Origin of the sequence: Rhodococcus sp. P1Y, from assembly GCF_003641205.1 — a bacterium.
Lineage (GTDB): Bacteria > Actinomycetota > Actinomycetes > Mycobacteriales > Mycobacteriaceae > Rhodococcoides.
The window spans coordinates 58854-83979 of sequence record NZ_CP032762.1 but is presented as its reverse complement, the minus strand read 5'-3'; the positions used below and the strand labels follow the sequence as shown (position 1 = coordinate 83979).

General features: G+C 64.7%; 24 protein-coding genes and 1 riboswitch. Of the genes, 18 read left to right on the top strand and 6 right to left on the bottom strand.

Going from position 1 to position 25126, the window contains the following annotated elements; all coding sequences use genetic code 11:
* Positions 1 to 3: 3 nt before the first annotated feature.
* The 5 genes from D8W71_RS00415 (at position 4) to D8W71_RS00395 (ending at position 5847) form a co-directional block, all read left to right on the top strand.
* Positions 4 to 2067: an FUSC family protein gene (locus D8W71_RS00415; RefSeq protein ID WP_121110008.1), complete on the top strand. Its 2064-nt coding sequence runs from the start codon at positions 4 to 6 to the stop codon at positions 2065 to 2067.
* A riboswitch (cobalamin riboswitch) is annotated at positions 2065 to 2218 on the top strand. (Overlaps the previous gene by 3 nt.)
* A 98-nt stretch (positions 2219 to 2316) precedes the next feature.
* A complete protein-coding gene (locus tag D8W71_RS00410; RefSeq protein WP_121110006.1) occupies positions 2317 to 3306 on the top strand; it encodes an ABC transporter substrate-binding protein in 990 nt (329 codons plus the stop codon).
* A 107-nt stretch (positions 3307 to 3413) separates the two neighbouring features.
* Positions 3414 to 4394, top strand: coding sequence for a FecCD family ABC transporter permease (locus D8W71_RS00405; RefSeq protein WP_442972032.1), 981 nt, complete (start codon positions 3414 to 3416; stop codon positions 4392 to 4394).
* Positions 4391 to 5158 (top strand): ABC transporter ATP-binding protein, encoded by a 768-nt coding sequence (locus D8W71_RS00400; RefSeq protein WP_121110003.1) that lies wholly within the window; start codon positions 4391 to 4393, stop codon positions 5156 to 5158. The genes D8W71_RS00405 and D8W71_RS00400 overlap by 4 nt, the downstream gene beginning before the upstream one ends.
* Positions 5155 to 5847, top strand: a complete 693-nt coding sequence (locus tag D8W71_RS00395; protein WP_121110001.1) for a (2Fe-2S)-binding protein — start codon at positions 5155 to 5157, stop codon at positions 5845 to 5847. The genes D8W71_RS00400 and D8W71_RS00395 overlap by 4 nt, the downstream gene beginning before the upstream one ends.
* Positions 5848 to 5855: 8 nt before the next feature.
* Here D8W71_RS00395 and D8W71_RS00390 read toward each other — a convergent pair whose 3' ends face one another.
* Positions 5856 to 6479: a TetR/AcrR family transcriptional regulator gene (locus D8W71_RS00390; RefSeq protein ID WP_121118330.1), complete on the bottom strand. Its 624-nt coding sequence runs from the start codon at positions 6477 to 6479 to the stop codon at positions 5856 to 5858.
* Positions 6480 to 6619: 140 nt separating this feature from the next.
* Here D8W71_RS00390 and D8W71_RS00385 point away from each other — a divergent pair, with 140 nt between their 5' ends.
* A complete protein-coding gene (locus D8W71_RS00385; protein WP_121109999.1) occupies positions 6620 to 7900 on the top strand; it encodes a nucleotide disphospho-sugar-binding domain-containing protein in 1281 nt (426 codons plus the stop codon).
* On the top strand, positions 7897 to 8307 hold the full coding sequence (locus tag D8W71_RS00380; RefSeq protein WP_121109997.1) for an ester cyclase: 411 nt from the start codon (positions 7897 to 7899) through the stop codon (positions 8305 to 8307). Before D8W71_RS00385 ends, D8W71_RS00380 begins: the two co-directional genes overlap by 4 nt.
* Here D8W71_RS00380 and D8W71_RS00375 read toward each other — a convergent pair.
* Complete coding sequence (locus D8W71_RS00375; RefSeq protein ID WP_121109995.1) at positions 8279 to 9583, bottom strand: hypothetical protein; 1305 nt, start codon at positions 9581 to 9583, stop codon at positions 8279 to 8281. The two genes, D8W71_RS00380 and D8W71_RS00375, sit on opposite strands and share 29 nt — an antisense overlap.
* Positions 9584 to 9720: 137 nt before the next feature.
* Between D8W71_RS00375 and D8W71_RS00370 the strand changes: the two genes are divergently transcribed.
* From D8W71_RS00370 to D8W71_RS00355, 4 genes are all read left to right on the top strand, one after another.
* Complete coding sequence (locus D8W71_RS00370; RefSeq protein WP_236077651.1) at positions 9721 to 10239, top strand: hypothetical protein; 519 nt, start codon at positions 9721 to 9723, stop codon at positions 10237 to 10239.
* 128 nt (positions 10240 to 10367) lie between these two features.
* Positions 10368 to 11771, top strand: a complete 1404-nt coding sequence (locus tag D8W71_RS00365; protein ID WP_236077650.1) for a PepSY-associated TM helix domain-containing protein — start codon at positions 10368 to 10370, stop codon at positions 11769 to 11771.
* Positions 11768 to 12235: a copper chaperone PCu(A)C gene (locus D8W71_RS00360; protein ID WP_121109993.1), complete on the top strand. Its 468-nt coding sequence runs from the start codon at positions 11768 to 11770 to the stop codon at positions 12233 to 12235. The genes D8W71_RS00365 and D8W71_RS00360 overlap by 4 nt, the downstream gene beginning before the upstream one ends.
* Positions 12228 to 13412 carry a Dyp-type peroxidase gene (locus tag D8W71_RS00355; protein WP_121109991.1) on the top strand — a complete coding sequence of 395 codons (1185 nt, stop codon included), beginning with the start codon at positions 12228 to 12230 and terminating at the stop codon, positions 13410 to 13412. Before D8W71_RS00360 ends, D8W71_RS00355 begins: the two co-directional genes overlap by 8 nt.
* A gap of 58 nt (positions 13413 to 13470) precedes the next feature.
* On the opposite strand, the gene D8W71_RS00350 is transcribed toward D8W71_RS00355, so the two are convergent.
* Positions 13471 to 13905 (bottom strand): hypothetical protein, encoded by a 435-nt coding sequence (locus D8W71_RS00350; RefSeq protein WP_121109989.1) that lies wholly within the window; start codon positions 13903 to 13905, stop codon positions 13471 to 13473.
* Positions 13906 to 14068: 163 nt separating this feature from the next.
* Here D8W71_RS00350 and D8W71_RS00345 point away from each other — a divergent pair, with 163 nt between their 5' ends.
* Complete coding sequence (locus D8W71_RS00345; RefSeq protein ID WP_121109987.1) at positions 14069 to 14680, top strand: hypothetical protein; 612 nt, start codon at positions 14069 to 14071, stop codon at positions 14678 to 14680.
* 10 nt (positions 14681 to 14690) lie between these two features.
* Positions 14691 to 15035, top strand: coding sequence for a plastocyanin/azurin family copper-binding protein (locus tag D8W71_RS00340; RefSeq protein WP_236077649.1), 345 nt, complete (start codon positions 14691 to 14693; stop codon positions 15033 to 15035).
* A gap of 9 nt (positions 15036 to 15044) precedes the next feature.
* On the opposite strand, the gene D8W71_RS00335 is transcribed toward D8W71_RS00340, so the two are convergent.
* Positions 15045 to 15629 (bottom strand): hypothetical protein, encoded by a 585-nt coding sequence (locus tag D8W71_RS00335; RefSeq protein ID WP_121109985.1) that lies wholly within the window; start codon positions 15627 to 15629, stop codon positions 15045 to 15047.
* Between the two features lie 118 nt (positions 15630 to 15747).
* Between D8W71_RS00335 and D8W71_RS00330 the strand changes: the two genes are divergently transcribed.
* From D8W71_RS00330 to D8W71_RS00310, 5 genes are all read left to right on the top strand, one after another.
* Positions 15748 to 16365: a hypothetical protein gene (locus tag D8W71_RS00330; protein WP_121118322.1), complete on the top strand. Its 618-nt coding sequence runs from the start codon at positions 15748 to 15750 to the stop codon at positions 16363 to 16365.
* Between the two features lie 9 nt (positions 16366 to 16374).
* Positions 16375 to 16776 carry a DUF2752 domain-containing protein gene (locus D8W71_RS00325; RefSeq protein WP_121109983.1) on the top strand — a complete coding sequence of 134 codons (402 nt, stop codon included), beginning with the start codon at positions 16375 to 16377 and terminating at the stop codon, positions 16774 to 16776.
* A 259-nt stretch (positions 16777 to 17035) separates the two neighbouring features.
* Positions 17036 to 17683 (top strand): GntR family transcriptional regulator, encoded by a 648-nt coding sequence (locus D8W71_RS00320; RefSeq protein ID WP_121109981.1) that lies wholly within the window; start codon positions 17036 to 17038, stop codon positions 17681 to 17683.
* Positions 17680 to 18939 carry an MFS transporter gene (locus tag D8W71_RS00315; protein WP_121109978.1) on the top strand — a complete coding sequence of 420 codons (1260 nt, stop codon included), beginning with the start codon at positions 17680 to 17682 and terminating at the stop codon, positions 18937 to 18939. Before D8W71_RS00320 ends, D8W71_RS00315 begins: the two co-directional genes overlap by 4 nt.
* Positions 18940 to 18953: 14 nt before the next feature.
* The gene (locus D8W71_RS00310; RefSeq protein ID WP_236077648.1) at positions 18954 to 19562 is read left to right on the top strand and encodes a hypothetical protein; all 609 of its coding nucleotides are present in this window, start codon (positions 18954 to 18956) and stop codon (positions 19560 to 19562) included.
* Positions 19563 to 19763: 201 nt separating this feature from the next.
* On the opposite strand, the gene D8W71_RS00305 is transcribed toward D8W71_RS00310, so the two are convergent.
* Positions 19764 to 21110: a M1 family metallopeptidase gene (locus D8W71_RS00305; RefSeq protein WP_121109974.1), complete on the bottom strand. Its 1347-nt coding sequence runs from the start codon at positions 21108 to 21110 to the stop codon at positions 19764 to 19766.
* Positions 21107 to 25042 (bottom strand): Pls/PosA family non-ribosomal peptide synthetase, encoded by a 3936-nt coding sequence (locus tag D8W71_RS00300; protein ID WP_121109972.1) that lies wholly within the window; start codon positions 25040 to 25042, stop codon positions 21107 to 21109. The genes D8W71_RS00305 and D8W71_RS00300 overlap by 4 nt, the downstream gene beginning before the upstream one ends.
* Positions 25043 to 25126: the final 84 nt, after the last annotated feature.

Sequence of the window (25126 nt, the reverse complement as noted above, 5' to 3'; positions counted from 1 at the left end):
CCCATGGCAGCACGAATTTTCGGAGAGACGGTCCGCTTTCTCGCGGTCTCGGATCCCGGCCGGCTGAGACTGCGCGCTGCCGCGACCACGACGATCACCGTCGTACTCGCGATAGCGGTGTTGCTTCCCGGCTTCCGTCTGATCGGACAGCCGCTCACCGTCGCGCTGCTGGGAACTGTCGTCGCCATGCAGTCCTCGGCCGCGGTCAAGGACAAGACCCAACACGAACGAATCGTGACGACGCTGCTGCTGGTGTTCCCCGCGGTGGTCTCGGTGTCGCTGTCGGCGGTGCTGTCGCAGTTCGGCAAGGTCGCTGACGTCGGTTTCATCGTGGTGCTGTTCGCGGCGGTGTGGGTGCGGCGCTACGGCCCGCGTGGCACGGCACTGGGGATGGTTGCCTTCATCTGTTACTTCTTCGCGCTGTTCCTGCAGGCGCAGCCAGGGCAGATACCGATGCTGGCCGGGTCGATCGTTCTCGGTGTCGGGATCTCGCTGCTCGTCAGAACGGTGATTCTGCCGGACAGACCAGGACTCGAACTGAAACGGTTGGTACGGGCGCTGCGCGCCGCATCGATCGACGTGCTGCAGGTGGCGTCGAACAGAAGTGACCGCAATCTCGACCTCCTCCGCAAGAAGCTCGACACATTGGGCAGCACGGCGTTGATGATCGACGACTGGCTCGACCGCAACGACGCAGCTCAGCTTTTGAGCGTCACCAATGAAGACCTGTCCATGCGCATTTTCGACGCACAGATCGCCACCGAGCAACTCGTCAGTGCACTGTGGGCGCTCGATCCGGACAAGGCCTGGCCGAAGTCGCTCGGACAGGCCACTACCGCGCTCGGATCGTGTTTGCAGAACAACCCGTCGGAGGATCAACTGCGGGCTGCCCGACGCCTCGCCGCCGCCGCGGCGGACAAGTCCGATCCCTCGACTCAGGCCGGAATCGCCACCACTGTCGCGATGCGAGCAGTGCAGGCGCACATCGCCATTCATCACATCACCAGCAACGCCCTGCACACGGAGTCTGCGCCGAAGGAGGAGCCGAACAAGGCAGAGGACACCGAGGGGCTGAACCCGAGTACCAAGGCAGCGATTCAGGTCGCCGTGGCTACCAGTGCAGCAACGCTTCTCGGAGAGTTGATCTCGCCTGACCGCTGGTACTGGGCGGTGCTGACGGCATTTCTGGTCTTCACCGGGGCGTCGACGCGTGGCGAAATTCTCTCGCGTGCAGGCCATCGCGTCGTCGGGACCATCGCCGGGGTCTTTGCCGGCGTGCTGCTGTCGGCGCTCGTCGGAAACAACCAACCGCTGCAGCTGATCTTGTTGGTGGTGTGCGTGTTCTTCGCGTTCTACCTCGTCACCGTTGCCTATGCACTGCTGTCGTTCTTCGTCACGGTGATGCTCGCGATGCTCTACGGTCTGCTCGGCACCTTCAGCATCGAGGTGCTCGAACTACGGATCGTCGAAACCGCGGCGGGCGGTGTCGTCGGAATCGCCTCGGCCTACTTCATCTTCTCCACCGGTACCAGATCGACGATGGTCGGCAAGATCGACGACTACCTCGACCAGATGACGGCCATCATCGACACCGGGATCGGCGCCGTCGTCTCCCCGGGTGGAAGCACGAACCTCGTCACCGATATGCGGAAACTGGACAACGCTCTGAAAGACCTGGTGACAGCGGGTAAGCCACTGGAAATCGGTCCGACGACGAGGACTCGCCGTGGGGCGAAGCGGCTCGTGCGAATCATGACCGTCAGCAACCGGTCCGCGCATGCACTCGCCCGCGCAGGCGTCGGAGCATCGAGGGCCAACCCCGGTACCGGTCCGTCGGACGAGACCGCGAGAGCACTGATGCACGCCGCCGACGTCACCAAGGCAACGATCGCCGACGTCAAACGAGCCGTTGCCGGCGAACACGTCGAACCGCCGGAGAAGCTGACCGAGACCTCCGCGCCCGATGTCATGTTGGCGTCGACCACGACGCCAGGGCCGGTCCGCAGCGCCGTACGTTCGTTGAGCACTCTGAACCGAACAATGGGAGAGGCGCTGACACGGGTGTGAGCGCGTCGTGCATACTGCCTAGCGAAGTAACACGCTAGCCAGTCGCAGGGGGAAGCCGGTCGAAATCCGGCGCTGACCCGCAACGGTGGGCCACTTCGTTTCGGCGAGGTGGCGAGCCCGATTACCCAGCGGCTGTGTGTGCGACACCCATTCGTCGTGGTCTACGAATCGGCAGTCCAGCGCGTGGTCCACTCGTGGGCTGCGCACCCGACTCTCATTTCGTGGCTCTGAGCTCCAAGTGAGGTTCTCATGTCACGCTCCATCTCCTCCGTCGCCCGAATTGTCGCGGTTGGATCCGTCCTGGTCCTCGCCGCCTGTTCCCGGGGCGACGCCATCGAGGCAGGCACCGAAACAACGTCGTTCGACGAGCCTGTTTCCATCACCAACTGCGACGTCACCCAGCAGTTCGACGCCCCGCCCCAGCGCATCGTCTCGATGAACGACCACGTCACCGAAGTGCTCATCGAGATGGGCGTCGCGGATCGCATCGTTGGAATGGGCTACCGGAATGCGACGCCGACGCCTGAGACGGCCGACGAGTTCGCCCGGATCCCCGGCCTGGCCGACGAGTATCCGACCAAGGAGCAGATCCTCGACCTCGACCCGGACTTGGTCGTCGGCGGTATGCGCAGCGCGTTCAACGACAAGGAAGGCCGGGCGCGCCAGTCGTTCACCGACACCGGTATCCCCACGTTCTTGTTCTCCGAGTACTGCGGATCGGGGTTCCCGGACATCGGCATGCTCGAGACCGACTACACCCAACTCGGTGACGTCCTCGGTGTCGAAGATGCAGCGAAGGGGGTCATCGACGGCGTCGTGGCCGGTTTGGGCGAGGTGCAGGGCGACCTGGACGGAGTCACTCCGACACCGACGTTCTTCTACGACTCGGGTGAGGACGTGCCGACCACGATCGGTGGCGTCGGCGTCGGGCAGCTGATCGCCGACTACGCGGGAGCGGCCAACATCTTTCCCGAGGGTGAACGGCCCTACCTCGACACCACGTGGGAGATCATCGGCGAACGCGCACCGCAGGCCATCGTCGTCCTCGACTACGGCGACACGTCAGCGCAAGGCAAGATCGACTTCCTGAAGAGTCAGCCGATCATGGCGACGACACCTGCCGTGCAACGAGACAACTTCGTCGTCGTGCCGCTCGACGACTTCTTCGAGAGCCCCCGATTGGTGACGAGTGTCGACACCATCGCACGCCACCTGCATCCGGACCGGTTCGAGTCCTGATGACCGCCGTCGTCGACGCCAAGCCCGCTCGGGCGAAAACGCACGCACCGCAGCGCTCCAAGATCAGCTTCGGTCTGATCTTGCTCGGTCTCGTTGCCCTGCTGCTGATGTCCATCGCTGCAGCTGTCTCGTTCGGCTCGGTTCGTATCCCGGTCGGAGACGTGTGGGCCATCGTCATCCATCGCGTGACGCCGGGAGCCTTCGAATCCTGGTGGACCGAGGCGCGTTCGGCGATCGTCGTCGAATCGCGTTTGCCGAGATCACTGACCGCTGCAGTCGTCGGTGCGTCGCTTGCCCTTGCGGGCGGTGTGGCACAGGCGGTTACCCGAAATCCGTTGGCCGACCCCTACCTGCTCGGCGTGTCCTCGGGTGCCGGATTCGGTGTCGTACTAGTCATGACGCTGGGGGTCGGCGCCGGAGCGCTCGGGGCATTCACGATTCCAGCGGCCGCGTTCATCGGGGCAATGATTCCGCTGTTTCTGGCGTTGCTCATCGGCGGCCGATACCCGCAGTCGACGGCAATCGTCCTGGTCGGCGTTGCGCTGGGCAGTGTGTTCTCGGCGCTCATCACCTTCACGCTGCTCGTGTTCGCCGACGAGCACACCCTCAGCGGTGTACTGCATTGGCTCGCTGGAGGATTCGGCGATGCACGGTGGTCCACTCTCGGCTTCCCGGCGCTGGCGCTGCTCGTGATCGGCACAGGACTTCTGCTCAGTGCGCCGCGACTGGACCTGCTCAAAACCGGCGACGACGGCGCCGCAGCCCTTGGAATGAACGTCCGTCGATTCCGTGTCGTGCAACTGCTGGCAATTTCGATGCTGGCCGGCGCAGCCGTATCCGTGGGCGGCGGCATCGGTTTCGTCGGCCTGCTCGTGCCGCACCTGGCGGGGTATGTCGTCGGAACTCGCGCGATCCGGTTGTTGCCGGTCGCTGCGCTACTCGGTGCTATCGCGCTGGTCGGTGCGGACACGCTGGCTCGATCCGTCGCCCGAAGCACCGAAGTGCCCGTCGGGGTCGTGACGGCGTTGGTGGGGGCGCCGATCTTCGTGTTCATGCTGTACCGACAGTATGGGAAGGCAGCGCGATGAGCCTGTCGGTTCGAGGGGTGTCGGCATCTCTCGGTAAGCGAGAAGTGTTGTACGGAATAGATTTCGAAGTTCGGCCCGGCGACGTACTGGGTCTCGTCGGCCCGAACGGATCCGGGAAGACGACCGCACTTCGCTGCTGCTACCGGGCGCTGACACCGACGGCAGGCACTGTCTTCGTCGACGGCGTCGATGCCCATGCGACGGCGAGGTCGGAACTCGCACGGGCGGTAGGCGTCGGGACGCAGGAGCCGGAAGCTTCAGCGGGACTCACAGTGCGAGAATCCGTCGCTCTCGGGCGCGTGCCACATCGCGGCTGGTTCGATCGACCGACAACCGCCGACGGGGACATCGTCATGGACTGCCTCGCGCGCGTCGACCTGGATGATCTCGCCGATCGCGATGTCGGAGCCCTGTCCGGCGGTGAGCGTCAACGCGTCGCCATCGCGCGCGCACTGGCGCAACAGCCCCGGATACTCCTGCTCGACGAACCGACGAATCACCTCGATCTGCGACACCAACTGATCGTCATGAATGCTGTTCGGGACCTGGCCGCCGACGGGCTCGCTATCGTCGTCACCGTGCACGATCTGCGTCTCGCCGTCGAATACTGCACCTCACTGGCCGTTCTCGACGCCGGACGCGTCGTCGCGTCAGGAGCGACCGCCGACGTCCTCGACGACCGGCTGCTCGCGGACGTGTTCGGGATTCGGGCGACGGTACGAGCGAATCCACGGCCGAGCATCGACATTCACGGGCTGGCATGAGCGTCTACTCCGAAGCTGCCGATCGAGTGCCGGGACTGGCCGAGTACCTCGACGGCCCGTTCGATGTGGAGGCGTCGAACATGCTGGACACCGGTTGGTTGCGCGCCCGCGTCGAGGACACGGGCGCGCGTTGGGGTTGTTCCGATGCCCGCGTCAACGGGACGCTGTGGTGGTACTCGGCCAGCTCGACACTCTCGTTCCTCGCGGTTGCGACAGCGATGGTGACGGGTGAGGCTGCCGATCCAGCCCTCGACGGTGCCCGGTGCTTTCTCAGGCCCAACGGCTACCTCGGCGGGATTCTGTCCGAAAGCACCATCGCTGTTCCCGAGTTGCCTGCGGCTCTTGACCAGGTGTTTGCCGGCGTCATCGAGGCATTGTCCGAGGCGTCGGGTGCGCGGGTTCGAGCCCTGTGGGCGATCGCGTCCGACTCGATCGCCAATCGATGCCTCGACGTCGGCGCTGCCCTCGGCGACCGGCTGCGGGGAAGCTCGTTCGCCGAAGAACTCGTTGCCGACATGACATCACCGCTCCCCGCGCCTCGATTCGTCGACGTGGGTGGGCGACGCTTCACTCGCCGCTGCTCGTGCTGCCTGCTGTACGTCACGGAGGGCGCGGACAAGTGCACGAGCTGCCCTCGCCGGACGCCGTCGGAGCGCTTGCACGGCCTAGAGGTTGCAGCGAGGTACTAGGTGCATCTTCAGGTGAACGACTGTGCGATCGACGAGCGCAGCCAGCGGGTGAAACGCTCCACGCTCCAGCCGCGTTCGACGGTGAAGTAGCGGTAGGTCTGCGGGCTCGTCAGGTAACTCATGACATCGGCGAACTCGCTTACGTCCTCGCCGCGTATCAATCCACGGTGGACGAACCAGCCACTGCCGGTGTGTATGTCGTCCAACCGGCGCAGTTCGGTGCGCTCGAGCTCGGCGCCGATCGATCGGTCGGAGTCGGCAGCGAGTGTGGCTGCATGGTGTAGGTCTGCAATGCGCGCATTGGCCGTCACGACGAATTCGACGTAGCGGCCCAGTGCTCGATCGGTGTCGTCGTCGTGCATGATGGCCGCAAATTCCGGGCGTTCGAGGAGTGAGATGAAGTCCTCGTCTCCGGTGAACGCGCGGTGCAGGATTGCCGTCATCAGCGATGCTTTGCTACCGGCGAGGTGTACCGACTGAACGGATACGCCCGCACTGTCCGCAATGTGTTGCATCGTTGTCGGGGAGTACCCGTTCTCGACGAACAACGCCTGCCCGGCATCGAGGATCCTCGCTCTGGTCTCCGCCGCGCTCGCCGCTCGTTGCTGCGACTCATAGCGGCGTGTGGTCACAATTTCTCCTCGATCCACGAAGCTGGGACACAGTTCGAAATTGAGTATAGTCTCACTCTATCAAATCTGGACACAGCGAAGAGGGGGTCGAAAATGTGTCTCGAATAGTATTGTGCAGCCCTCCTTTACGTGGCCACGTCATGCCGATACTGGAAGTCGGCCGTCAGCTGGTTGCGTCTGGACACGAGGTGACCATGGTGACCGGGTCCGGATTCGCAGACCTCGTCGAGCACGCGGGAATGTCTTTCGTTCCGTTGACCGGTGCCGCTGACTTCGACGAACGCGATCCACAGACGTTCACACCGGATATCGACCGACTGTCGGGTCTGGCGTTGTCCCGGCACCAGGTGCTCGGTACCTTCGTGCAGCCCATACCCGACCAAGCTCGCGCACTGGCCACCGCGCTACAGGTCGCTGGGCACGTCGACGCCGTCCTCGTCGACGCCACCTTCGCAGGCGTCGTCCCGCTCCTGGGTCACCCCGCCGGTAGTCGTCCTCGTGTCGTCGGGTTGGGGACCCTGCCGCTCGCGCAAAGCAGCGTCGACGTTCCGCCGTACAACAGCGGGATTGCCATGAGCGCTGGACCTTTCGCCCGTGTGCGCAACCGTGTGGCCAACGCAGTGGTGCAGCGGATGCTGTTCAGGTCGGTGCAACACACGGCGGTTCGACTGGTCGGTGAGGTCGGCGGCGATCTCAGGCTCCCAGTGCTCGACTTGTCTCGGATGTTCGACGCCTTCGTTCAGCTGTGTCCCGAGGGGTTCGAATACGCCCGCCGAGACCTCTCCGACAATGTCGTCTTCGGCGGGCCGATCCTTCCGGCAGACGACGCTGTGCAGCCTCCGGGGTGGTGGGATGAGGTCGGGTCCTCTGGGCGTCCGATCATTCACGTCACGCAAGGCACACTGGACAACCACGACTTCACGCAATTGGTCGTACCCACGTTGGAAGCAATGAAATCGCTCGATGTCCACGTTGTCGTCTCGACCGGAGGCGCGCCCATCGACACGATCACCTCGCCTGTTCCCTCCAATGCCGTTGTTGCCGAACACATCGACTACCGGTGGTTGCTGCCTCGGACGTCGGTTCTGGTCACGAACGGCGGATACGGCACGGTGCAGCAAGCGCTCGCCCACGGTGTGCCCGTCGTGGTCGCCCCGGGCGGGGAGGACAAACCGGAGGTTGCAGCCCGAGTCGGCTACTTCCGGACTGGAGTCGATCTGGGCACTCGGCGGCCTACGCCGGGGCAGATACGGGATGCGATCCAGACCGCCACCACGGATTCGGTGATTCGGGACAACGTCCGAGCGTTCGCAGTCTCGGCGCGAAGCTACGACCCGATCGCCGTCGTCACCGAAGCCGCACAACTGATCCTCGGCACACCAGGCGAGGCCGACACCGACGAAATGGAGCGAACATCATGACCGACGCGCACGCTGTGATCGAACAGCACATCGAGGCTTTCAACAACCGCACACCCGACAAAGAACCCTGGGCATCCGACGCCGAACTGGTCGCTCCCGGTGGCACTTTCACCGGCCGCGACGGTGTGCTGGCGTTCCTGTCGGTCTTTCAGCAGGCGTTCTCGGACGGAAAGCTCATCGTGAACACGTCGGTGACCGACGGTGCGAACGCTTCCGTGGAGGGTGTCTTCGAAGGACTCCACGACGGGCCGCTAGAAAGTCCGTCCGGACCCGTCGAGGCAACGGGGAAGCGCATTTCCTTCCGCTGGAGTGCCACGTACGTCGTCAATGGGTCCGAACTCCTCTCCGAGCATCTCTACTTCGATCAGCTCGACTTCCTCACTCAGCTCGGGGTGCTTTCCGGGTAGGGCCTGGGACTGTTTCGCTGGGCGGGGGGAAGGAGATTCGCGCGACTTCCTCCGCATTGGCTGGGTCGGTCCATGGGTCGGGCGTGATCGAATGAACGGCGCCCTGTTCGGTGATCGGACCCAGATCCACCGTGCTGAAGGAGCTGTCGTCCGCCAGCTTCCTCGAGACGCGGTCGGCGCCGGTGATGTTCCACTCGGACCCATCGTCGGCAAAGGCCTTGTCGGCGCGGCGAATGGACGCTCGGACTGCGCGCAACAGATCCTCGTCATCGACCGTCGACAGTTCTCGGGTGTCCTCGGCCAGGACGCGCAACGGGTGGGTGTCGGCAGGTTTTCGGATGGCGCCGTATCGACGATCCGAATACATGCCGGACCGCATGTTGCCGACGGCGTAGAGCCTGCCGCCCAGCAGAGTGGTGAGCATGCTGCCCTCTGCGGCGTACCGATCGATGGTCAGCCCGCCGTCGTCCGAGAATGTGCAGCGGTGAATGTCCCATTCCGAAGTGAGCCAGCATCCCCCGTCGAACGCGTGCACGCGCCTGGACCACATGCCGTTGTCGAGTTCGAACGCTAGCGGCAACACGAACTCGGTGATGCGCGGGGGATTGGTGGACGTATCCACCCGGCGCAGAACAGGTTCGCGCTTGTCCGCGACCCACAGGATGTCGTCGGCAGCCGATAGTGCGCCTGCGCGAAAACTCGGTTCGTAGTCGGGTGCCTCATCGAGATCGAGTTCGACGAGCAGGCCCGTCGGGACGAAGTCACCGTCCTCGGTGTTGTCGGACGGCCACCAATCGACCTGTGTCACAGGCCCAGTGGATTCCGTCAATCGCTCTGTGCCCGACATCGAAGTCCAGCCGGTTTCGGTGCGCCGAACCTGCTTGTCCACACGGTGGATTCGAGTGACTCGGCCGACCGTGCGCGACGGCGTGTCGAGGGCGCCGTTCTCGAGGTCCGCACAGAAGAGCCCGGACACCGTGACCGGACCGTCGAAGCGGCGATCGGCCCACCACGTGCCGCTCCATCCGTCGCCGTAGACGAGGTGCAGCCAGTGCGGTTTCCCCGACGGAAGCGTTCTGGGTGCGCAGCCATGGGCTGGGCGCGCTATCGCGGAGCGGGTTTCGTCGCAGGCAGTCGGGGCCTCGTCCTCGGAATCGACCGAGAGGGTCACGTCGACGATGTCGCCGATCGCAGCCCTGGGGAACGACCCGTCGTCGATCACCCATCCTGCGACGAAGACGCGAAGGCTGCGGGAGGAGATGTTGTGCTGATTCATACTGTTCCCGACGCAGTAGGGGAACCGCGAGACGAAGCGTCGCGGGCGTCGGGTCACCGTGCCGATGAGCCTACGCGCAGATCGTCCCTGTGCTGGTCGCGGGGCTACCGGTTTTCGTAGTCGACTAGGGTGTCCTCATGACTTCGGGTCCTGATGCTCGCGCGCGCCTGCGTGGCGCGTTCGTGGGCTCGGCATCCGGAGCACTGAGCATTGCCGCTCACGGTGCCGGTGGAGGGGCCATGGTTCCCAGTGAATCGGCGCTCATTCTCCTGCTCGTCGTCAGTGCGGCGGTTGGTGGGGCTGTAACGCTGATGAGCACTCGTGTTCCGACGGCGGCCGTTCTGGTGCTCGGCCAGGTTCTGGGTCACTCCGTCCTGTCCATCGCGTCCGAGCATCACCACGGACTGTCGCTGACGCCGATGATGCTAGCGACGCACGCCTGCGCAAGCGTGGTGTGTGCTGTGCTCATCCGAGGTGCCGTACTCGGATACGGCCATGCACTGTCGGTGCTACGGCGAATTCTTCCTGTTCTCGGCGCGGTCCTGGTGGTTCCGGACTCCTCGCGAACTCCTGCAACGCGGTACCGGTCGAATGTCGTTCTCCGGCTGCTCGTTTGCTCGGGATCGGGAACTCGCGGCCCACCTCTTTTCGTCTGAATTCATTTTTTCTGCACGCGTCGCGATACAGCGACGCGTCTCTTCCATGTGCACGAAAACACATAGCCCACTACGTATTTTCGTTCACATGCGGGCGCAGCCCGCCTTCAGACGAATCGAGTACACCCATGTCCACTACTGGCACAGTTGTGTCCGAAACCGAGCCGACCGGCTCGGATTCATCCCCTCCCGCGCCGTCTCTGGTGATGAGGCTGCATTTCTACGCGGGAATTCTCATCGCGCCGTTCATCCTCATCGCCGCGCTCACCGGCGGCCTGTACGCCTTTGCGCCGACCATCGAGGACGCCGTCTATTCCGATCTGCTGCACACGGATTCGGTCGGGCCGACAGCATCGATCGCCGAACAGGTCGACGCCGCCACTCGAGCAGTTCCGAATCTGACCGTCAACGCCGTCCGTCCCTCCATCGCCCAGGGCGATACCACCCGGGTGATGTTCACTGACCCGTCACTGGGTGCATCCGAGCGACGGGCAGTGTTCGTCGACCCGGTCACTGCGCAATCCGTCGGCGAATCAGTCGTCTACGGCAGCAGCAACGCTCTGCCGTTGCGCACCTGGATCAGCGGCTTCCATCGTCATCTTCACCTCGGCGAGCCAGGCCGAATCTACAGCGAACTCGCTGCCTCCTGGCTGTGGATCGTCGCGCTCGGGGGCGTGGTCCTGTGGGTTCGACGCTGGCGCCGTGGCGGCCGGTTGTTGACGGTCGACCGATCGGTGACGGGCCGCGCTCGTACGCGCAACTGGCACGGCGGCGTCGGCATCTGGATTGCAGTCGGCCTCGTTTTTCTGTCGGCGACTGGACTGACCTGGTCGAAGTACGCGGGCGAGAACATCACCGATCTGCGCTCCCAGTTGAGTTGGACGACGCCCGCGGTGAGTAAGTCGATCTCCGGGGATGCTGCGCCGATGTCCGGTGACCACGCGGGTCACGGCATGTCCTCGATGGCCCCCACAGACGACGATGTCGTCGGTGCCAACATCGGGCGCCTCGATTCGGTGCTCGGAACTGCCCGCGCTCAGGGCATCGACGGCAAGGTCGAGGTCACGATTCCGGCAGAGAAGGACACAGCATTCGTGGTCGCTCAGACCCGGCAGCCGTGGGTCCTGTCGACCAGTTCGATCGCAATAGACGGCAGCACCAACGCAGTGGTCGACACCAACTGGTTCTCGGACTGGCCGGTCGCCGCCAAACTCGCCGCGTGGGGAATCGCGCTGCACATGGGCATTCTGTTCGGCCTGGCCAACCAGATCGTCCTTGCTCTGCTTGCCGTCGCGCTCGTGACGGTGATCGTGCGCGGGTATCGCATGTGGTGGCAACGCCGACCGAAAGCGGCGGCACCGCATCGTGGTGCACTTCGGCGTCAATCACCCGTGGCCCTGGCAGCTGTCGTGCTGACTGCGGTCGTTCTCGGGTGGTTCGTCCCGCTCCTCGGCATCAGCCTTCTCGCCTTCCTTCTCGTCGATGCGGCCCTCGGCTTGCGGCATCGCACAACCACTTCGGAGACAGTATGAAGATTCTCGGAACAGCGATTCTCGCACTCGCTATCCTCGCTGGATGTAGCACGGAAGAGCCACGCACCGAGGCTGATTCGGTGACCGTTCGCGAAGCGTGGATCAAGTCCGTCGACTCGGGCATGACCTCGGCGTTCGCCGAGATCCAGAACACCGGTGAGGAGCAGATCCGCGTCGTTGCAGCGTCGACCCCAGCGTCGTCGATGATGGAGTTGCACGAAATCGTCGCGAGCTCCGACGGTGCGATGGTGATGAAACCGAAGGAAGGTGGTTTCGCAGTCGGCGGCGACGAGACGAAAATACTGCAAGCCGGCGGTGATCACCTGATGCTGATGGACGTGACGACGCCCTTGTCCCCAGGGACCGACACCGACATCACGTTGACGTTCGAGGATGGTTCGTCGTCCACTTTCACCGCGCAGGTCCGCGAATTCGTGGGCGCGCAGGAAAACTACGGTGGCTGAGACACCACCACGCGCGGGTCTCAGTCGGCGACGTCTCCTCCGTCAGGGCGCAGTGGCGCTCGGCGGGGGAGGTGTCGCTGCCCTCGGCGCCGCGGGCGTGGCCTACGGATACTCTTCGAAGACAACCGAATCCGAGTTCGGAGGCGAGGTCGTCCCGTTCCACGGAAAACATCAGGCCGGAATCGCGACACCACCGCAAGCGCACGGCACGTTCGTCGCATTCGATCTACGCGACGGTGTCACGCGGGACCAACTCGTGTCCGTCCTGAAGATCTGGACGACGGACGCGGCACGGCTCACGCAGGGTGCGCCCGCCTTGGCCGATACCGAGCCCGAACTCGCTTCTGTCCCGGCATCACTCACCGTCACGGTGGGGCTGGGACCCCGTGCATTCGTTGTTGCCGGGGCGCCCTCCCCGGTAGCCCCGCTACCGTCCTTCGGCGTCGATCGGCTCGAAAGTCGCTGGAGCGATGGGGATCTGATCCTGCAAATCTGCGCCGACGATCCGGTGCCTGTCGCTCATGCACTGCGAGTGCTCGCGAAGAACGTTCGATCCGTCGCATCGATTCGGTGGGTTCAACGGGGGTTCCGCTCGTCGCGTGGTGCACAGCAGTCCGGCACCACGATGCGGAATCTCATGGGGCAGGTGGATGGAACCGTCAACCCAAGTCCTGCAACGGAGTTCGATGCACTCGTGTGGAATGCCGATGGCGGTACGTCCATGATCGTTCGCAGGATAGCCGTCGAACTCGACACCTGGGACGAACTGGACCGAGGAGGAAGAGAATTTGCCGTAGGTCGGAAGTTGGACTCCGGAGCACCGCTGACCGGTGAGCTCGAACACGACGACGCCGACTTCGATGCCACCGACTCGTTCGGGATTCCGGTCATCTCGCCGGCGTCGCACATCGCACGTGCTCGTCACACGCACGACGGTGAGCGGTTCTTCCGGCGCGCCTACAACTACGACGATCAGCCGGAATCCGGCTCGACCAGCAATTCGGGTCTGATTTTCGCGGCGTTCCAGCGGGACATCGACAACCAGTTCGTGCCCGTGCAGAAGAGACTCGACGAGCACGACGCGCTCAACGAATGGACGACGCCGATCGGGTCGGCGGTCTTCGCAATTCCCGCGGGGGTCAGCGAGGGCGGATTTCTGGGGGAGGAGCTGATCTAGCGGTGAGTGCGTAGTTACGGCGGGGCGTAATTACGCACTCACGGGCGGCGAAGCGCCCTCAGGGAACCCACCAGTTGCCCTGGCCGCGGATGAGGGTGAAACCGCCGGGGATGTCGGTCCAGGCCGAGACGTCTCCCGAGCCGGTGCGGATGGGACCGGCAGGCAGCGGACCGGGGAATGCGACGCCACCCTGCTGGGTGGTGTGGTTGAACCAGTTGATGGCGCAGTTGCACCAGTTGTTGAGCGAGAAGTCCGTGAGGCCGGGGAAGTACGGATCGACGCGGACGAAGATCGGCTGATTGACGATCGACTGTTCGAGCCGCCACTCGATGACCGCTGCAGGGTCGAATCCGATTGTCGGGGAGATAGAGCCCGCCGGGACGAAGCGCGCAGGACGTGCCTGTGCGGACGCCGTGCCGAGAAGTGCGGTCGCGAGGACGATGAGCAGCGTCGCCACCACTGCGGCCCTGGTACGGGTACGTCGTGTCGTCATGAAGGAGGGGCCTCTCGGTCGAACGATTCCGCGGTGATGTTACCCGAGCTCACGTCTGTGCACTTCTCGGTCGACGCCGGCCGAGAAGTCGAGCCCACCCTCTGCGGGTGATTTATTGCCGATGACGTGCGCTCGACGCGCTCGGCGAGCACTGTCTGTCGATATGAAATTCGGACAGATGGTTCTCGGTTTGGCGCCCTGGTTCCTGTTCTCGATTCTGGTCGCCCGCCTTGGCGACGACCAGGTTGCGTACGCCGCCCTGGTGTCCGCGATCGCAGCGGTGGCCATCGCTGCCTACCAGCGCGGCAGTGGCATCAAGCTTCTTGACATCGCGGGTGTGGTGACGTTCGTCGCGATCGCCGCGATCGGGTTCATCGGCGGCGACAGCGTCGACGAGTTCCTGACAAATTTCGCGCGCGGCGGCACGACGCTGCTCCTCGGAGTGGTGATGCTCGTCTCGGCATTCACCATTCCGTTCACCGAGCAGTACGCACGCGAGAGCGTCGACAAGGCCTACTGGGATTCGCCCAAGTTCCACGCGACGAACCGTCGTATCAGCTTGGCGTGGGGTCTCGCGCTGATCGTCATGGCCGGATCGCACTTCGTGGCGGGTGCTCTGGATCCGATCAGCGACGCCGAGGACAGCGGCGCGCGGACAGTGGATCTGGTGTGCAACTGGGTCATTCCGATCGTGCTCATCGTCCTGGCCGTGAAGTTCACCCAGAGGACCGCAGCGCAAGCCCACGCCGCAGCGACGGCACCGACGGGTCCGTAACCTCGATGTAGTGAGATCATCGTTGGTACTGTTCGGAGCCGCTGCGCTCGTGCTCGTCTCCGGTTGTTCGTCGCCCGCGCCGGAGAAAGCGCCCGCGCCCGAGGTGCCGGGGCAGGTGATCGTTGCCGACCGCTCGTACACACCGTCGAACATCACCATCTCGGCGGGCGAGACGGTGACGTGGGTGTTCGCCGATGGCGGCATGGCCCACGACGTCGTCGCCGACGATCGGGCGTTCCGCAGCCCGCTCATGACGGCGAACAGCTTCTCCCACACGTTCACCGAGCCCGGCACCTACAGCTACCACTGCACCCCGCACCCCGACATGATCGGCAGTGTGGTCGTCGTGCCGTGACCCGGAGCCTCAGGGCAGGGTTCGCACGAATTCGAACAACGCAGGCGTCACGGCAGGATTGGCACTCACGACGCCGTTGACCACGCCTAGCGTCACTCCGAGAGCCGCGCCGGGTATGCAGCCGACGAACAGGAACAGGACGCACCCGACGGCCGCGCCGATACCTGCGCCGATGCCCGCTGTGACAGATCCTCCGTTGCGCCAACCGATTTCGATTTGGGTGACCAGATTCTGGTAGGCCGCTGGGCTGTACACCGGATGGATCGCCGACGGTAGTCCCGGGACGAGGTTCAGCGATCTACCTCCGTCGCCGATGGCTGCGGCAACCGGAAACAGGGTGCCGTCGACCGAGTAGGCAAGAGGGATGTTCGCGAGAGTCGCACCAGCGTCGTCGACGACCGTGACGGCTGTCCCATCCGATCCGAGCTGGAAGGCGCCGGCGTCGAGAACCGTGGTGATCGTGCCGGGTGCGCCGGTGCTGATGGAATACCCGACGCCTGGCGGTGCCGCATGTGCTGTGCCGACCATCGTGCCGGTCAGCGCGAAAGTCGCCAGTGCGGCGACGGTGATCCGGGTCGTCCGTGAGGTGTCCATCGTGTCTCCTGTCCGCGGAAATTCGACGCTAGGCCGGTTGGTGCGCCCGGACTGCGGAACGGTGCCGATTCACCCTAAAAGGGTTGTGAACCTCAGGTTCACAAGCTACGGTTCTGTTGTGAACCAAAAGTTGTCAGACTTGGACCCTGGTGAGAAGACGACCGACGTCGGCGACGAGCGCGAGCGCAGGCACACTGCGTTGATCGCGCTCAGACAAGCATTGACCGAGGAAGAGAACGTGAACCGCGAGGCTGCAGCAGCAACCGAGTCCGCTGCGACGACCGCGATGTGGCTGGGGGCGAGTCTGGCCGACTTGGCCGCAGTCACCGGCAAGACCCGTCAGGCCGCCAGGAAACGGTGGCCGTCGCTGGGCGTCGTATATCGGCGACGCCTGTGGCTCGGCAATCACGTCGACGACATCAGGTGGGCCGTGCGAGTGGTCCTCGACAACGAAGCGGACATCCAGGTGGCCGATCGAGGAGTGTTCGAGGTGTTGCGATCCCTCGATGCTCGCATCGGAGCCGACTTCGCCGACACGGCCGCGCAAGGCGATCACGAACCAGCCGAGCGATGGCACCTGCTGGAGCAGTTGGTCGACGTCGTGCTCAGGGGTCTCGTCGAAGAGGCCGTGACGACCGGGGGGCAAGCCGAGTACGCCGTCTTCGGTGCGCGGGGTGTCGTCGGCTACTACGACCATGCGTCCGACAAACCCGAACCGAATGCGGCGCTCGCCTAGGCTGGTGACATGACGACGACCGCGGCGGCCCGCCTGGGTGCGCCGGCGGCAGTCGCCGCTGGCGTTGTTGCGGCAGGGGCGCTGCTCTTCGTCCGAGACCCCCGCACGTCGACGTACCTACCGTGCCCGCTGCATGCGATGACCGGTCTGTGGTGCCCCGGATGCGGCGCGACGAGAGCATTCGGTGACCTCGTTCGCGGCGATGTCGCGTCGGCGCTGTCTTCCAACGCGCTCGCGGTGGTCCTTCTGTGCGTCGGAGCGATCGTGTGGGCGATCTGGGCGCGCGCCCGGTTGCGTGGGCGAACGTTCCGGAAACCCGCGAGTGGGGTAGTCGTCGTCGGAATAGTGATCGTCCTCGTGTTCACCGTATTCAGAAACCTCCCTGTCGGAAGTTGGCTCGCGCCTAGTTGAGGAGTACTGCACATGTTGCTGGAAGTATTTTCGGTCGTCGTACTCGTGGGCGCGTTGATCGTGCTGATTCCGACCGCGCGCCGGGTCTTCAAGAAGGGCGACGACGAGTGAGTGGCGCTGCGCGCCCCGTGCGTGCGTAGTTACGTTCCTCTGTCATTACCCGCGCACGACCCTGGACCTGGGTCGTGCGTGCGTAGTTACGTCCCTCTGTCATTACCCGCGCACGGGCGGCGAAGCCTCAGCAACTAGTATCTATGTCGTGTCCAAGTCGTATTCAGCATCCGAGCAGGCCTACGCGACAGTCAAAGAACTGATCGTCACCGGTGAACTGCCAGGTGGCGAGCTGGTCAGCGAAGGTGACATCGCCGGCCGCATGAGCATCAGCCGCACCCCCGTCCGCGAGGCATTTCTGCGCTTGCAGGTCGAAGGCTGGATGCGGCTGTACCCCAAACGCGGCGCACTCGTCGTCGCGATCGCCCCTGGGGAGGCCGAGCATGTCGTGTCCGCACGGTGGCTCGTCGAAACCGGCAGCGTACGAACCGTCGTCGCCGACGAACGGGCCACACGGGAACTCGTCGTGCAGCTACGCGAGAACCTGGAGGGTCAGCGCAGCATTGCAGCGACCGGGACCCGTGCCGAATTCAGCGCCGCCGACGCAGACTTCCACCGCCTGATCGTCCGCGCAGGCGGCAACCCGCTGCTCGACGCCTTCTACGACGGTCTTCGAGAGCGTCAGCGGCGGATGACGACCCATTCGCTCGCACGGGATCCGGACCAGCTTGCACGCATCGTCGACGAGCATTCCGTCCTCGCGGATCTGATCGAGCAGGCCGATGTGGACGGGTTCGCCCACGCCGTCGACACCCACATGCGGCGCACACACGGACTGAACGGAGGCGCGAGATGACATTAACTCGGACGACCGAGACGAGGACGGGGACGTGGATGCTCGTCGCCGCCGGGCTCTTCGCGGTGGCGTGGGGTGGCAACGAGTTCACCCCACTGTTGGTCATGTATCGCCTGGAGCACGGGTTCTCGGCCTTCACCGTCGACACGTTTCTGTTTGCCTATGTCATCGGAATCGTTCCGGCACTGTTGATCTGCGGTCCGCTGTCCGATCGCATCGGTCGCAGGCCTGTCATGTTGCCCGCGACAGCCGTGGCCGCGGCCGGTTCGATTCTCATCGCATTCGGCGCCGACACCGCCGGGATCCTCTTCGGCGGACGAGTTCTCAGTGGAATCGCGCTCGGCATCGGCATGGCGGTCGGCGGAAGCTGGATCAAGGAATTGTCGGCCCTGGATCCCACCGCAGCTCCCGGTGCTGGAGCCCGACGCCAGGCCATGAGTCTCACCGCCGGCTTCGCGCTCGGAGCAGGGGTCGCAGGGATTCTCGCTCAATGGGCGCCGTGGCCGACGCATCTCGCGTACGCCGTGCATGTCGGCATCTGCGTCATCGCGGGAATCGGAATGATCTCGGTGCCCGAGACACGCCCCGCCGTCCCGAAAGCGCACCGTGCACGGCTGATCGACGACCTGAAGATCCCGGCTGCGACGCACCGGCGGTTCCTGGTGATTGTCGTTCCGCTCGCACCATGGGTGTTCGGCGCGGCGAGCGTCGCCTACGCAGTGCTGCCCTCGCTCATGGCCGACCGAAGTGGCGGACATCCGATTGCGTTGTCCGCGTTGATGTCCGTCCTCGCTCTCGGTGCCGGGTTCGCGATTCAGGCCGTCGGCCGGAAGATCGACACTCCGAACGCGGCGCGAGGTGCACTGGTGGCCCTGACGATCCTCGTTTTCGGAATGCTGCTGGCGGCGTGGGCGGCGTCCGCATTGACCATCGCCGCAGCATTGATCGCCGCGGCCGTTCTCGGGTGTGGTTACGGCATGGCCTTGGTGTCCGGACTTCAAGAAGTTCAGCGCATCGCGGGACCGAACGATCTCGCAGGCCTCACCGCAGTCTTCTACTCGCTCACCTACCTAGGTTTCGCAGTGCCTGCCATTCTGTCCGCGCTGACCGAAAGGTGGCCCGGGGTCCTCACCTACCCGACGATCTTCGTGTTCGGAGCGATCATGGCTGGAGTGTGCTGGGTGTTCGTTCGCACTCGTTCTACGTCTCATCTTCCTGCTGCTCCTATGGACGCGGAAGGGTCTAAGCTCACCTGACTATGGGGGTCCTCTTGCCTACGACGAGCAGGCGGGTCCCGCTGATGGTTCCCATCACCGGGACGTTGTCGTGGGATTGGCGCGAGAGCTATGTCGTGCTGTTGGCGCTGGTCGTTCCTGGCGTTGTGCTCCTCCACTTTCCGGGCCTCGCGCCGGTGCTGTTGATCGGCTTGGTGGCGGTGGGGTTGGCGCGGCGATTCCGCGGCATCGCTCGATGGTGGCACCTACTGCGTTCCGGCGAGGTAGTGACTATTGATTCCGTCGAGACGACGGCGGCGGGCAACGGAACTGTCCGGCTAGCGCACGCGACCGGTTGGCGTGTCGAGCGAGGCTGGTTCACCGGGGAGATCACCGACAGCGTGCTCACCTACCTGGTCGACGACCAACCGCGAACCCTGACGGTCCGCGGGCTGCCGTATACGTCAGGAATCGTTCTGGCTCATGCGGAACGTCTCGACGCCTTGTGTGTCAGCGCGTTCCCGTTCGACATCCGAATCGGTGAAAGCGACCGTTGGTCGGTGTCGGTGACGCCGATGTTCTGGGCCGGCGCGGCAGCAACGACAGCGCTGTACGCATCGCTCGTGGCAGGCGCCGTGATCTCCATGCGCCACAGCTGGTTCTAATCAGCAGCGCCCGAACCCGGGGAATCAGTCGAGGAGACCGTCCGCGCCAGATCTACTCCCGCGTTGTGCGCAAAATGGGCTCCAAGACGCACAATCAGGGGGTAAATCGCGCCCAGCAGCCCAGGCCCGGCAGCCCCAGCCTGGCCCGGCGGTCCAGCCTGGCAGCCCCAAGCGATAGCCCGACGCCCAGGCAACCAGAGCTCAGGGCAGCGCTGGCAACTGAGGTGATTCGAGCCACGCTTCCCACAGGCTACGAGGGCAGCCGAAACGTGTTGCCAGGTCGATGAAGTCGGCGGTGCAGACGGTGGAGTAGCGGTACTTCGACGTCCATTCCTGGATCAGTCCGAAGAATTGTTCGTCACCGATTGTGGTTCGCAGGGCATGCAGGGTCAATGCCCCGCGCTTGTACACGCGGTCGTCGAACATCTTGGCGGGCCCGGGATCGCCAAGGATAAGATCGCGGGGAAGTCCTCGCTGCATGGTGTGGACGCGTCGGGCTTTGTCGCGCGCGGAGGTTCCGTCGGAAGTCTCGGCCCAGATCCACTCCGAGTAACACGCGAAGCCTTCGTGTAGCCAGATGTCTTTCCACTTGCCCAGCGTGAGGCTGTTGCCGAACCACTGGTGCGCGAGCTCGTGGGCGACGAGGCGCTCGAAGTAGCGAGTGCCCGAGCAGTGGTTCGCGCCGAAGATCGACAGACCCTGTGCCTCGATGGGGATTTCGAGATCGTCGTCGGTGATCACCACGGTGTAGGCGGCGAACGGATAGGGCCCGTACAGTCGCTCGAACGTGCTCATCATCTCGGTCTGACGACCGAAGTCGTGGTCGAAGTTCGCCCGAAGTCGATGTGGGAGAACAGCCTTCATCAGCACCGGGCCGGGCGAGGTGGTGTGTTGGCTGTACGGGCCGATCTGGATGGTCGCGAGGTACGTTGCCATCGGCTCGGGCTGCTCGTACACCCAGGTGGTACGGCTGGCCCGAGTCTGCTTGCGTACCAGGGTGCCGTTGGCCACCGCGTAGTACGGCGAATCGGTGGTGATGGTGATGCCGTAACTGGCTTTCGACACCGGGTGGTCGTCGCACGGGAACCACGACGCCGCGCCGTTGGGCTGGCTCGCGACGATGGATCCTTCGGTCAGCTCGTCCCAACCGACCTCACCCCAGAAACCGTTGATGGGCTTGGGAGTTCCGGCGTACTGGATCACGACGACCAATGCGGCTCCGGACGCGATCTGCTTGGCCGGCGTGATCTTGAGCTTGCCCCGATGTTGGCTGAACTTCACCGATCGCGAACCGTTCACGGTCACCTTGGAGACCGTCAATGCAGGACCGAGATCGAACGCGAACTTGGACGTGGTCGCTGTCGTCACGGCCGTGATCTTCGCTTTGCCCGCGAGCCGGTTGCTCTCGACCTTGTACTCGAGATCCAGTTCGTATCGGGACACGCGGTAGCCGCGGTTGCCGTTCTGCGGCAGGTAGTCGTCGATCGGGGCGTCGTTCGCGTCGAGGTCGAACGTCGGTGTCACCAGCTTGGAACCAGCGAATTTCATAGGCTGTCCTGAGCGACGACGATGCGCGCGTACGGGTCGCCCTTCGCCCACGGCGCGATGGGGTTGCCCTGCCAGCGCGTGTGCCCGGGCACGGTGTCGCCGCGCATGACGAGGGATGCCGGACCGACCGTCGCGCTGTCGCCGATCCCCGCAGCGGGTAGCGCGACGCAATGTGGTCCCAGGGTTGCTCCTCGTCCGAGTGTGACGCTGTCCATGGACATGATCCGATCATGAAACAGGTGCGTCTGCACAACGCACCCTCGGTTGACGGTCGCGCCGTCGGCGAGTGTCACAAGATCGGCCTCCGGTAGCCAGTACGTCTCACACCAGACCCCACGACCGATATCAGCCCCGAGCCAGCGCAACCACATGTTCAGCACAGCAGTACCCTCTGCGGCGCGCGCGAACCATGGTGCAGCGACCGTCTCGACGAACGTGTCCGCCACTTCGTTCCGCCACACGAACGAGCTCCACAGCGGGTGTTCGACTTTGTCGATGCGTCCGACCCATGCCCACTTCGCCGCCGCCGACACCGTCGCAGCCACCGCCCCGGCGATCAGCAGCACCATGCCGCTCAGCAGCGCTGCGAGCCAGTACCCGACCGCGTCGGCGATCCACGTCATGCCGAAGAGCACTCCGAGACCGATGCCGAAGGTGACCATCACCGGGATCAGCCGGCAGGTTTCGACGAACGAGCGGGCGAGCTTGAGCTTCATCGAGGGATCGAACGTGCGCGAGGAGTCGGCTCGCCCTGCGGCCCGACGCAACCTCACCGGCGGGCTGCCGAGCCAGGAGGATCCCGACTTCGCCTTGTCCGGCGTCGCCGAGAGAACCGCGACGAGTCCATTTTTGGGGACGGTGCGTCCCGGGCCGGTCATTCCCGAGTTGCCGAGGAAGGCGCGCTTGCCCACCTTGGCATCACCGAGGTGCATCCAGCCGCCGCCGAGTTCGTAACTCGCCACCATGGTGTCGTCGGCGAGGAAGGCCCCGTCGGCGACGGTGGTGAATTTCGGAATCATCAACACGGTCGATGCTTCGACGTCTTTGCCGATCTTGGCGCCGAGCAATCGCAACCAGTGCGGAGTGAGCAGCGAGGCGTACAGCGGGAACAGGAACGTGCGCGCGGAGTCCATCAGGCGTTCGGTGGCCCACACCTGCCACCCGATTCGGCTGCGAACAGGGTGATATCCCTCGCTCAGGCCGATGCTCAGCAACCGCACCGCCACCAGCGTGATCATTGCGAACACTCCCAGTGAGACGAGCGTGGCCACCGGAAGCATGATGGCTGCTCGGCCGACGGCTCCGAGCAGTGTCGTCGCCGTGTGCAGCCACCATCCCATCAGTACGAGCGAAACACCGAGGGAGAAGATGGCCATTCCGGACAGCAAGAGCGAGGCCACGCCGTACGCCAATACCCAGTGGGTCGCACGTGGGGGAGCGTGCTGCGGCCACGGGTGCTCGGCCTTGCCGACCTTCTGAGCGGGCGAACCGGCCCACAGATGTCCGGCTTTCACGCGTCCGACGACGGCAGAGCCCGCACTCACGACGGCGTTCTTGCCGACGGACGTGCCGGGAAGCAACGTCGAGCGCGCGCCGACGGTAGCGCCTGCACCGATCTTGATGCCGCCGATGTAGACGATGTCGCCGTCGATCCAGTGGCCGCTCAGATCGACCTCGGGTTCGACCGAGCACCCGTCGCCGAGCTCGAGCATGCCTGTCACCGGCGGCAGCGTGTGCAGGTCGACGCCCTTGCCGATCTTGGCGCCCAGCGCGCGGGCGTAGTAGACCATCCACGGTGCGCCCGAGAGGTTCGACGCACCGCTGGCGTCGGTCAGGCGCGTCGCCGTCCACAACCGAATGTGCGCGCTTCCGCCGCGCTTGTAGGCGCCGGGCTGGAGCCCTGCCAGCAGCAGCCGGGACCCGACGACCGAGATCGCCATCCGGCCGACCGGACTGATGAACAAGATGAATGCGGGAAGAATCCACCACCATGACAGCGTCGGCGCCCATGGCACGTACGCGAACCAGCTCATGACGTTGAACAGGATCCCGACCCACGTGATCCATTGCAGTCCCGTCAACGTCGTCAACGGAATCGTCGCGGCGATCTGCGTCCACTGCGCTGTCCGAGAGGTTGGTTCGACCTCGCGCGGAACGATGTCGAGCGGAGGCTTCAGCTCGTCCAGATACCGCGCGAGCGAACCCAGCCGCGGGTGGTCGTACAGCTGAGCGACGGTGATTTCCGGGAATCGCTCGCGTAGGGCGGTCACCAGCTGTGCGGCGGACAGCGATCCGCCGCCGTTCTGGAAGAAGTCGGCGTTCTCGTCGGAGACCTGGGCACCGAGGATGTTGGTCCACAATTCGGCGACCCATCCGGCGGTCCCGGTCAGGTCCGAGGACTCGCCCATGCCGGGGAGTGGCCACGGAAGAGCGTTGCGGTCGACCTTGCCCGAGGTGCGCGTCGGCATCTCGTCGACGAGTGCGAGGCGTGGAACGAGCGCCGACGGCAACTGCTCGGCCAGAATCTTGCGGGCTGCGTCCAGATCGAAATTCGGGTCGGTACTAGCCAGGTAGCCGACGAGGACCGAGTTGCCCGCACCGGTCTTCCTGACGGCTGCGGCCGCGCCGCCGACGCCGGGCAACGACTGAAGCGCGTTGTCGATCTCACCGAGTTCGATGCGTCTGCCGCCGAGTTTGATCTGGTCGTCGGCGCGGCCTTGGAAGAGCAAGCCTTCGAGCTCGAGCTTGACGAGGTCGCCGCTGCGATAGGCGCGGTCCCATCCGAGCGTCGGCATCGGGGCGTACTTCTCGGCGTCCTTGGCCGGATCGAGATAGCGCGCAAGTCCGACTCCGCCGATGACCAGCTCACCGACCTCCCCGACGGCGACGGGATTGCCGCCTCCGTCCACCACGGCGAGATCCCACCCGTCGAGCGGGAGTCCGATACGCACCGGGCCCTTGCCGTCCATGATCGACGCGCACGCGACGACGGTTGCTTCCGTCGGACCGTAGGTGTTCCAGACCTCGCGGCCGTCGACGGCGAGGCGCTCGGCCAGCTCGGGTGGGCACGCTTCACCGCCGAAGATGAGCAGCCGGACGGCTTCGAGAGCTACGGCAGGCCACAGAGCGGCGAGCGTGGGAACCGTCGAGACGACGGAGATGTCGCGGGCGATCAACCACGGCCCGAGGTCGAAACCACTGCGAACGAGAGAGCGCGGAGCGGGCACCAGGCATGCGCCGTGACGCCACGCGAGCCACATCTCCTCGCACGACGCGTCGAACGCCACCGAAAGGCCTGCGAGTACCCGGTCACCCGGACCCAGCGGGTCGTCCTGCATGAACATCCGTGCCTCGGCGTCGACGAACGCCGCCGCATTGCGGTGGCTGACGGCCACACCCTTCGGGGTCCCGGTGGAGCCGGAGGTGAAGATGACCCACGCGTCTTCGTCGGGTGAAGGGATCGTGAGGGTGTCCGGGATCGGGGTGTCCTGCTTGTCGGCCGTACCCGCCGCGATTCCTCCTGCCGTGACGACGGCAGTGACCTTCGCTTCGCCGAACACCAGCTCGGCCCGTTCGTCCGGGTCGTCGGCATCGACGGGCACGTAGGCGGCACCCGCATTGAGGATCGACAAGATGGCGACGTAGAGCGAGAACGAACCCGAGGGCATTCTGATTCCGACGCGGTCGCCGCGCCTTACTCCAGCCCTGGCCAGCCACTGCGCGCCTTCGTCGATGTCCTCGAGGAGCTCGCGGTAGGTGACCGAGACGGTGCCGTCGTCGATCGCCGCGGCATCGGGGTACTGCGAGGTGGTCGAGCGCAGGATGTCGATGAGCGTTCGCTCCGATGGAGCGCGCCCTGCGCGCAAGAATTCGGCGGGGACGCCAGCCGAGGGCTGGACGCTAGCCGAATCCGATTGTGATTGCACAGACAACCGGTGTTCCTTCTTCTCGTGTTGTACCGAAACGAACGTCAGCGGTCGTTATCTCATGTTCGGTTGTCCAGAAGGTGAACGGAC

Coding starts and splice junctions, on each gene's coding strand:
- D8W71_RS00380 (WP_121109997.1), top strand. CDS start 7,897: ATGACCGACGCGCACGCTGTGATCGAACAGCACATCGAGGCTTTCAAC.
- D8W71_RS00305 (WP_121109974.1), bottom strand. CDS start 21,110: ATGAAATTCGCTGGTTCCAAGCTGGTGACACCGACGTTCGACCTCGAC.
- D8W71_RS00405 (WP_442972032.1), top strand. CDS start 3,414: ATGTCCATCGCTGCAGCTGTCTCGTTCGGCTCGGTTCGTATCCCGGTC.
- D8W71_RS00415 (WP_121110008.1), top strand. CDS start 4: ATGGCAGCACGAATTTTCGGAGAGACGGTCCGCTTTCTCGCGGTCTCG.
- D8W71_RS00325 (WP_121109983.1), top strand. CDS start 16,375: ATGACGACGACCGCGGCGGCCCGCCTGGGTGCGCCGGCGGCAGTCGCC.
- D8W71_RS00315 (WP_121109978.1), top strand. CDS start 17,680: ATGACATTAACTCGGACGACCGAGACGAGGACGGGGACGTGGATGCTC.
- D8W71_RS00350 (WP_121109989.1), bottom strand. CDS start 13,905: ATGACGACACGACGTACCCGTACCAGGGCCGCAGTGGTGGCGACGCTG.
- D8W71_RS00370 (WP_236077651.1), top strand. CDS start 9,721: ATGACTTCGGGTCCTGATGCTCGCGCGCGCCTGCGTGGCGCGTTCGTG.
- D8W71_RS00385 (WP_121109999.1), top strand. CDS start 6,620: ATGCCGATACTGGAAGTCGGCCGTCAGCTGGTTGCGTCTGGACACGAG.
- D8W71_RS00400 (WP_121110003.1), top strand. CDS start 4,391: ATGAGCCTGTCGGTTCGAGGGGTGTCGGCATCTCTCGGTAAGCGAGAA.
- D8W71_RS00365 (WP_236077650.1), top strand. CDS start 10,368: ATGTCCACTACTGGCACAGTTGTGTCCGAAACCGAGCCGACCGGCTCG.
- D8W71_RS00345 (WP_121109987.1), top strand. CDS start 14,069: ATGAAATTCGGACAGATGGTTCTCGGTTTGGCGCCCTGGTTCCTGTTC.
- D8W71_RS00375 (WP_121109995.1), bottom strand. CDS start 9,583: ATGAATCAGCACAACATCTCCTCCCGCAGCCTTCGCGTCTTCGTCGCA.
- D8W71_RS00395 (WP_121110001.1), top strand. CDS start 5,155: ATGAGCGTCTACTCCGAAGCTGCCGATCGAGTGCCGGGACTGGCCGAG.
- D8W71_RS00410 (WP_121110006.1), top strand. CDS start 2,317: ATGTCACGCTCCATCTCCTCCGTCGCCCGAATTGTCGCGGTTGGATCC.
- D8W71_RS00360 (WP_121109993.1), top strand. CDS start 11,768: ATGAAGATTCTCGGAACAGCGATTCTCGCACTCGCTATCCTCGCTGGA.
- D8W71_RS00335 (WP_121109985.1), bottom strand. CDS start 15,629: ATGGACACCTCACGGACGACCCGGATCACCGTCGCCGCACTGGCGACT.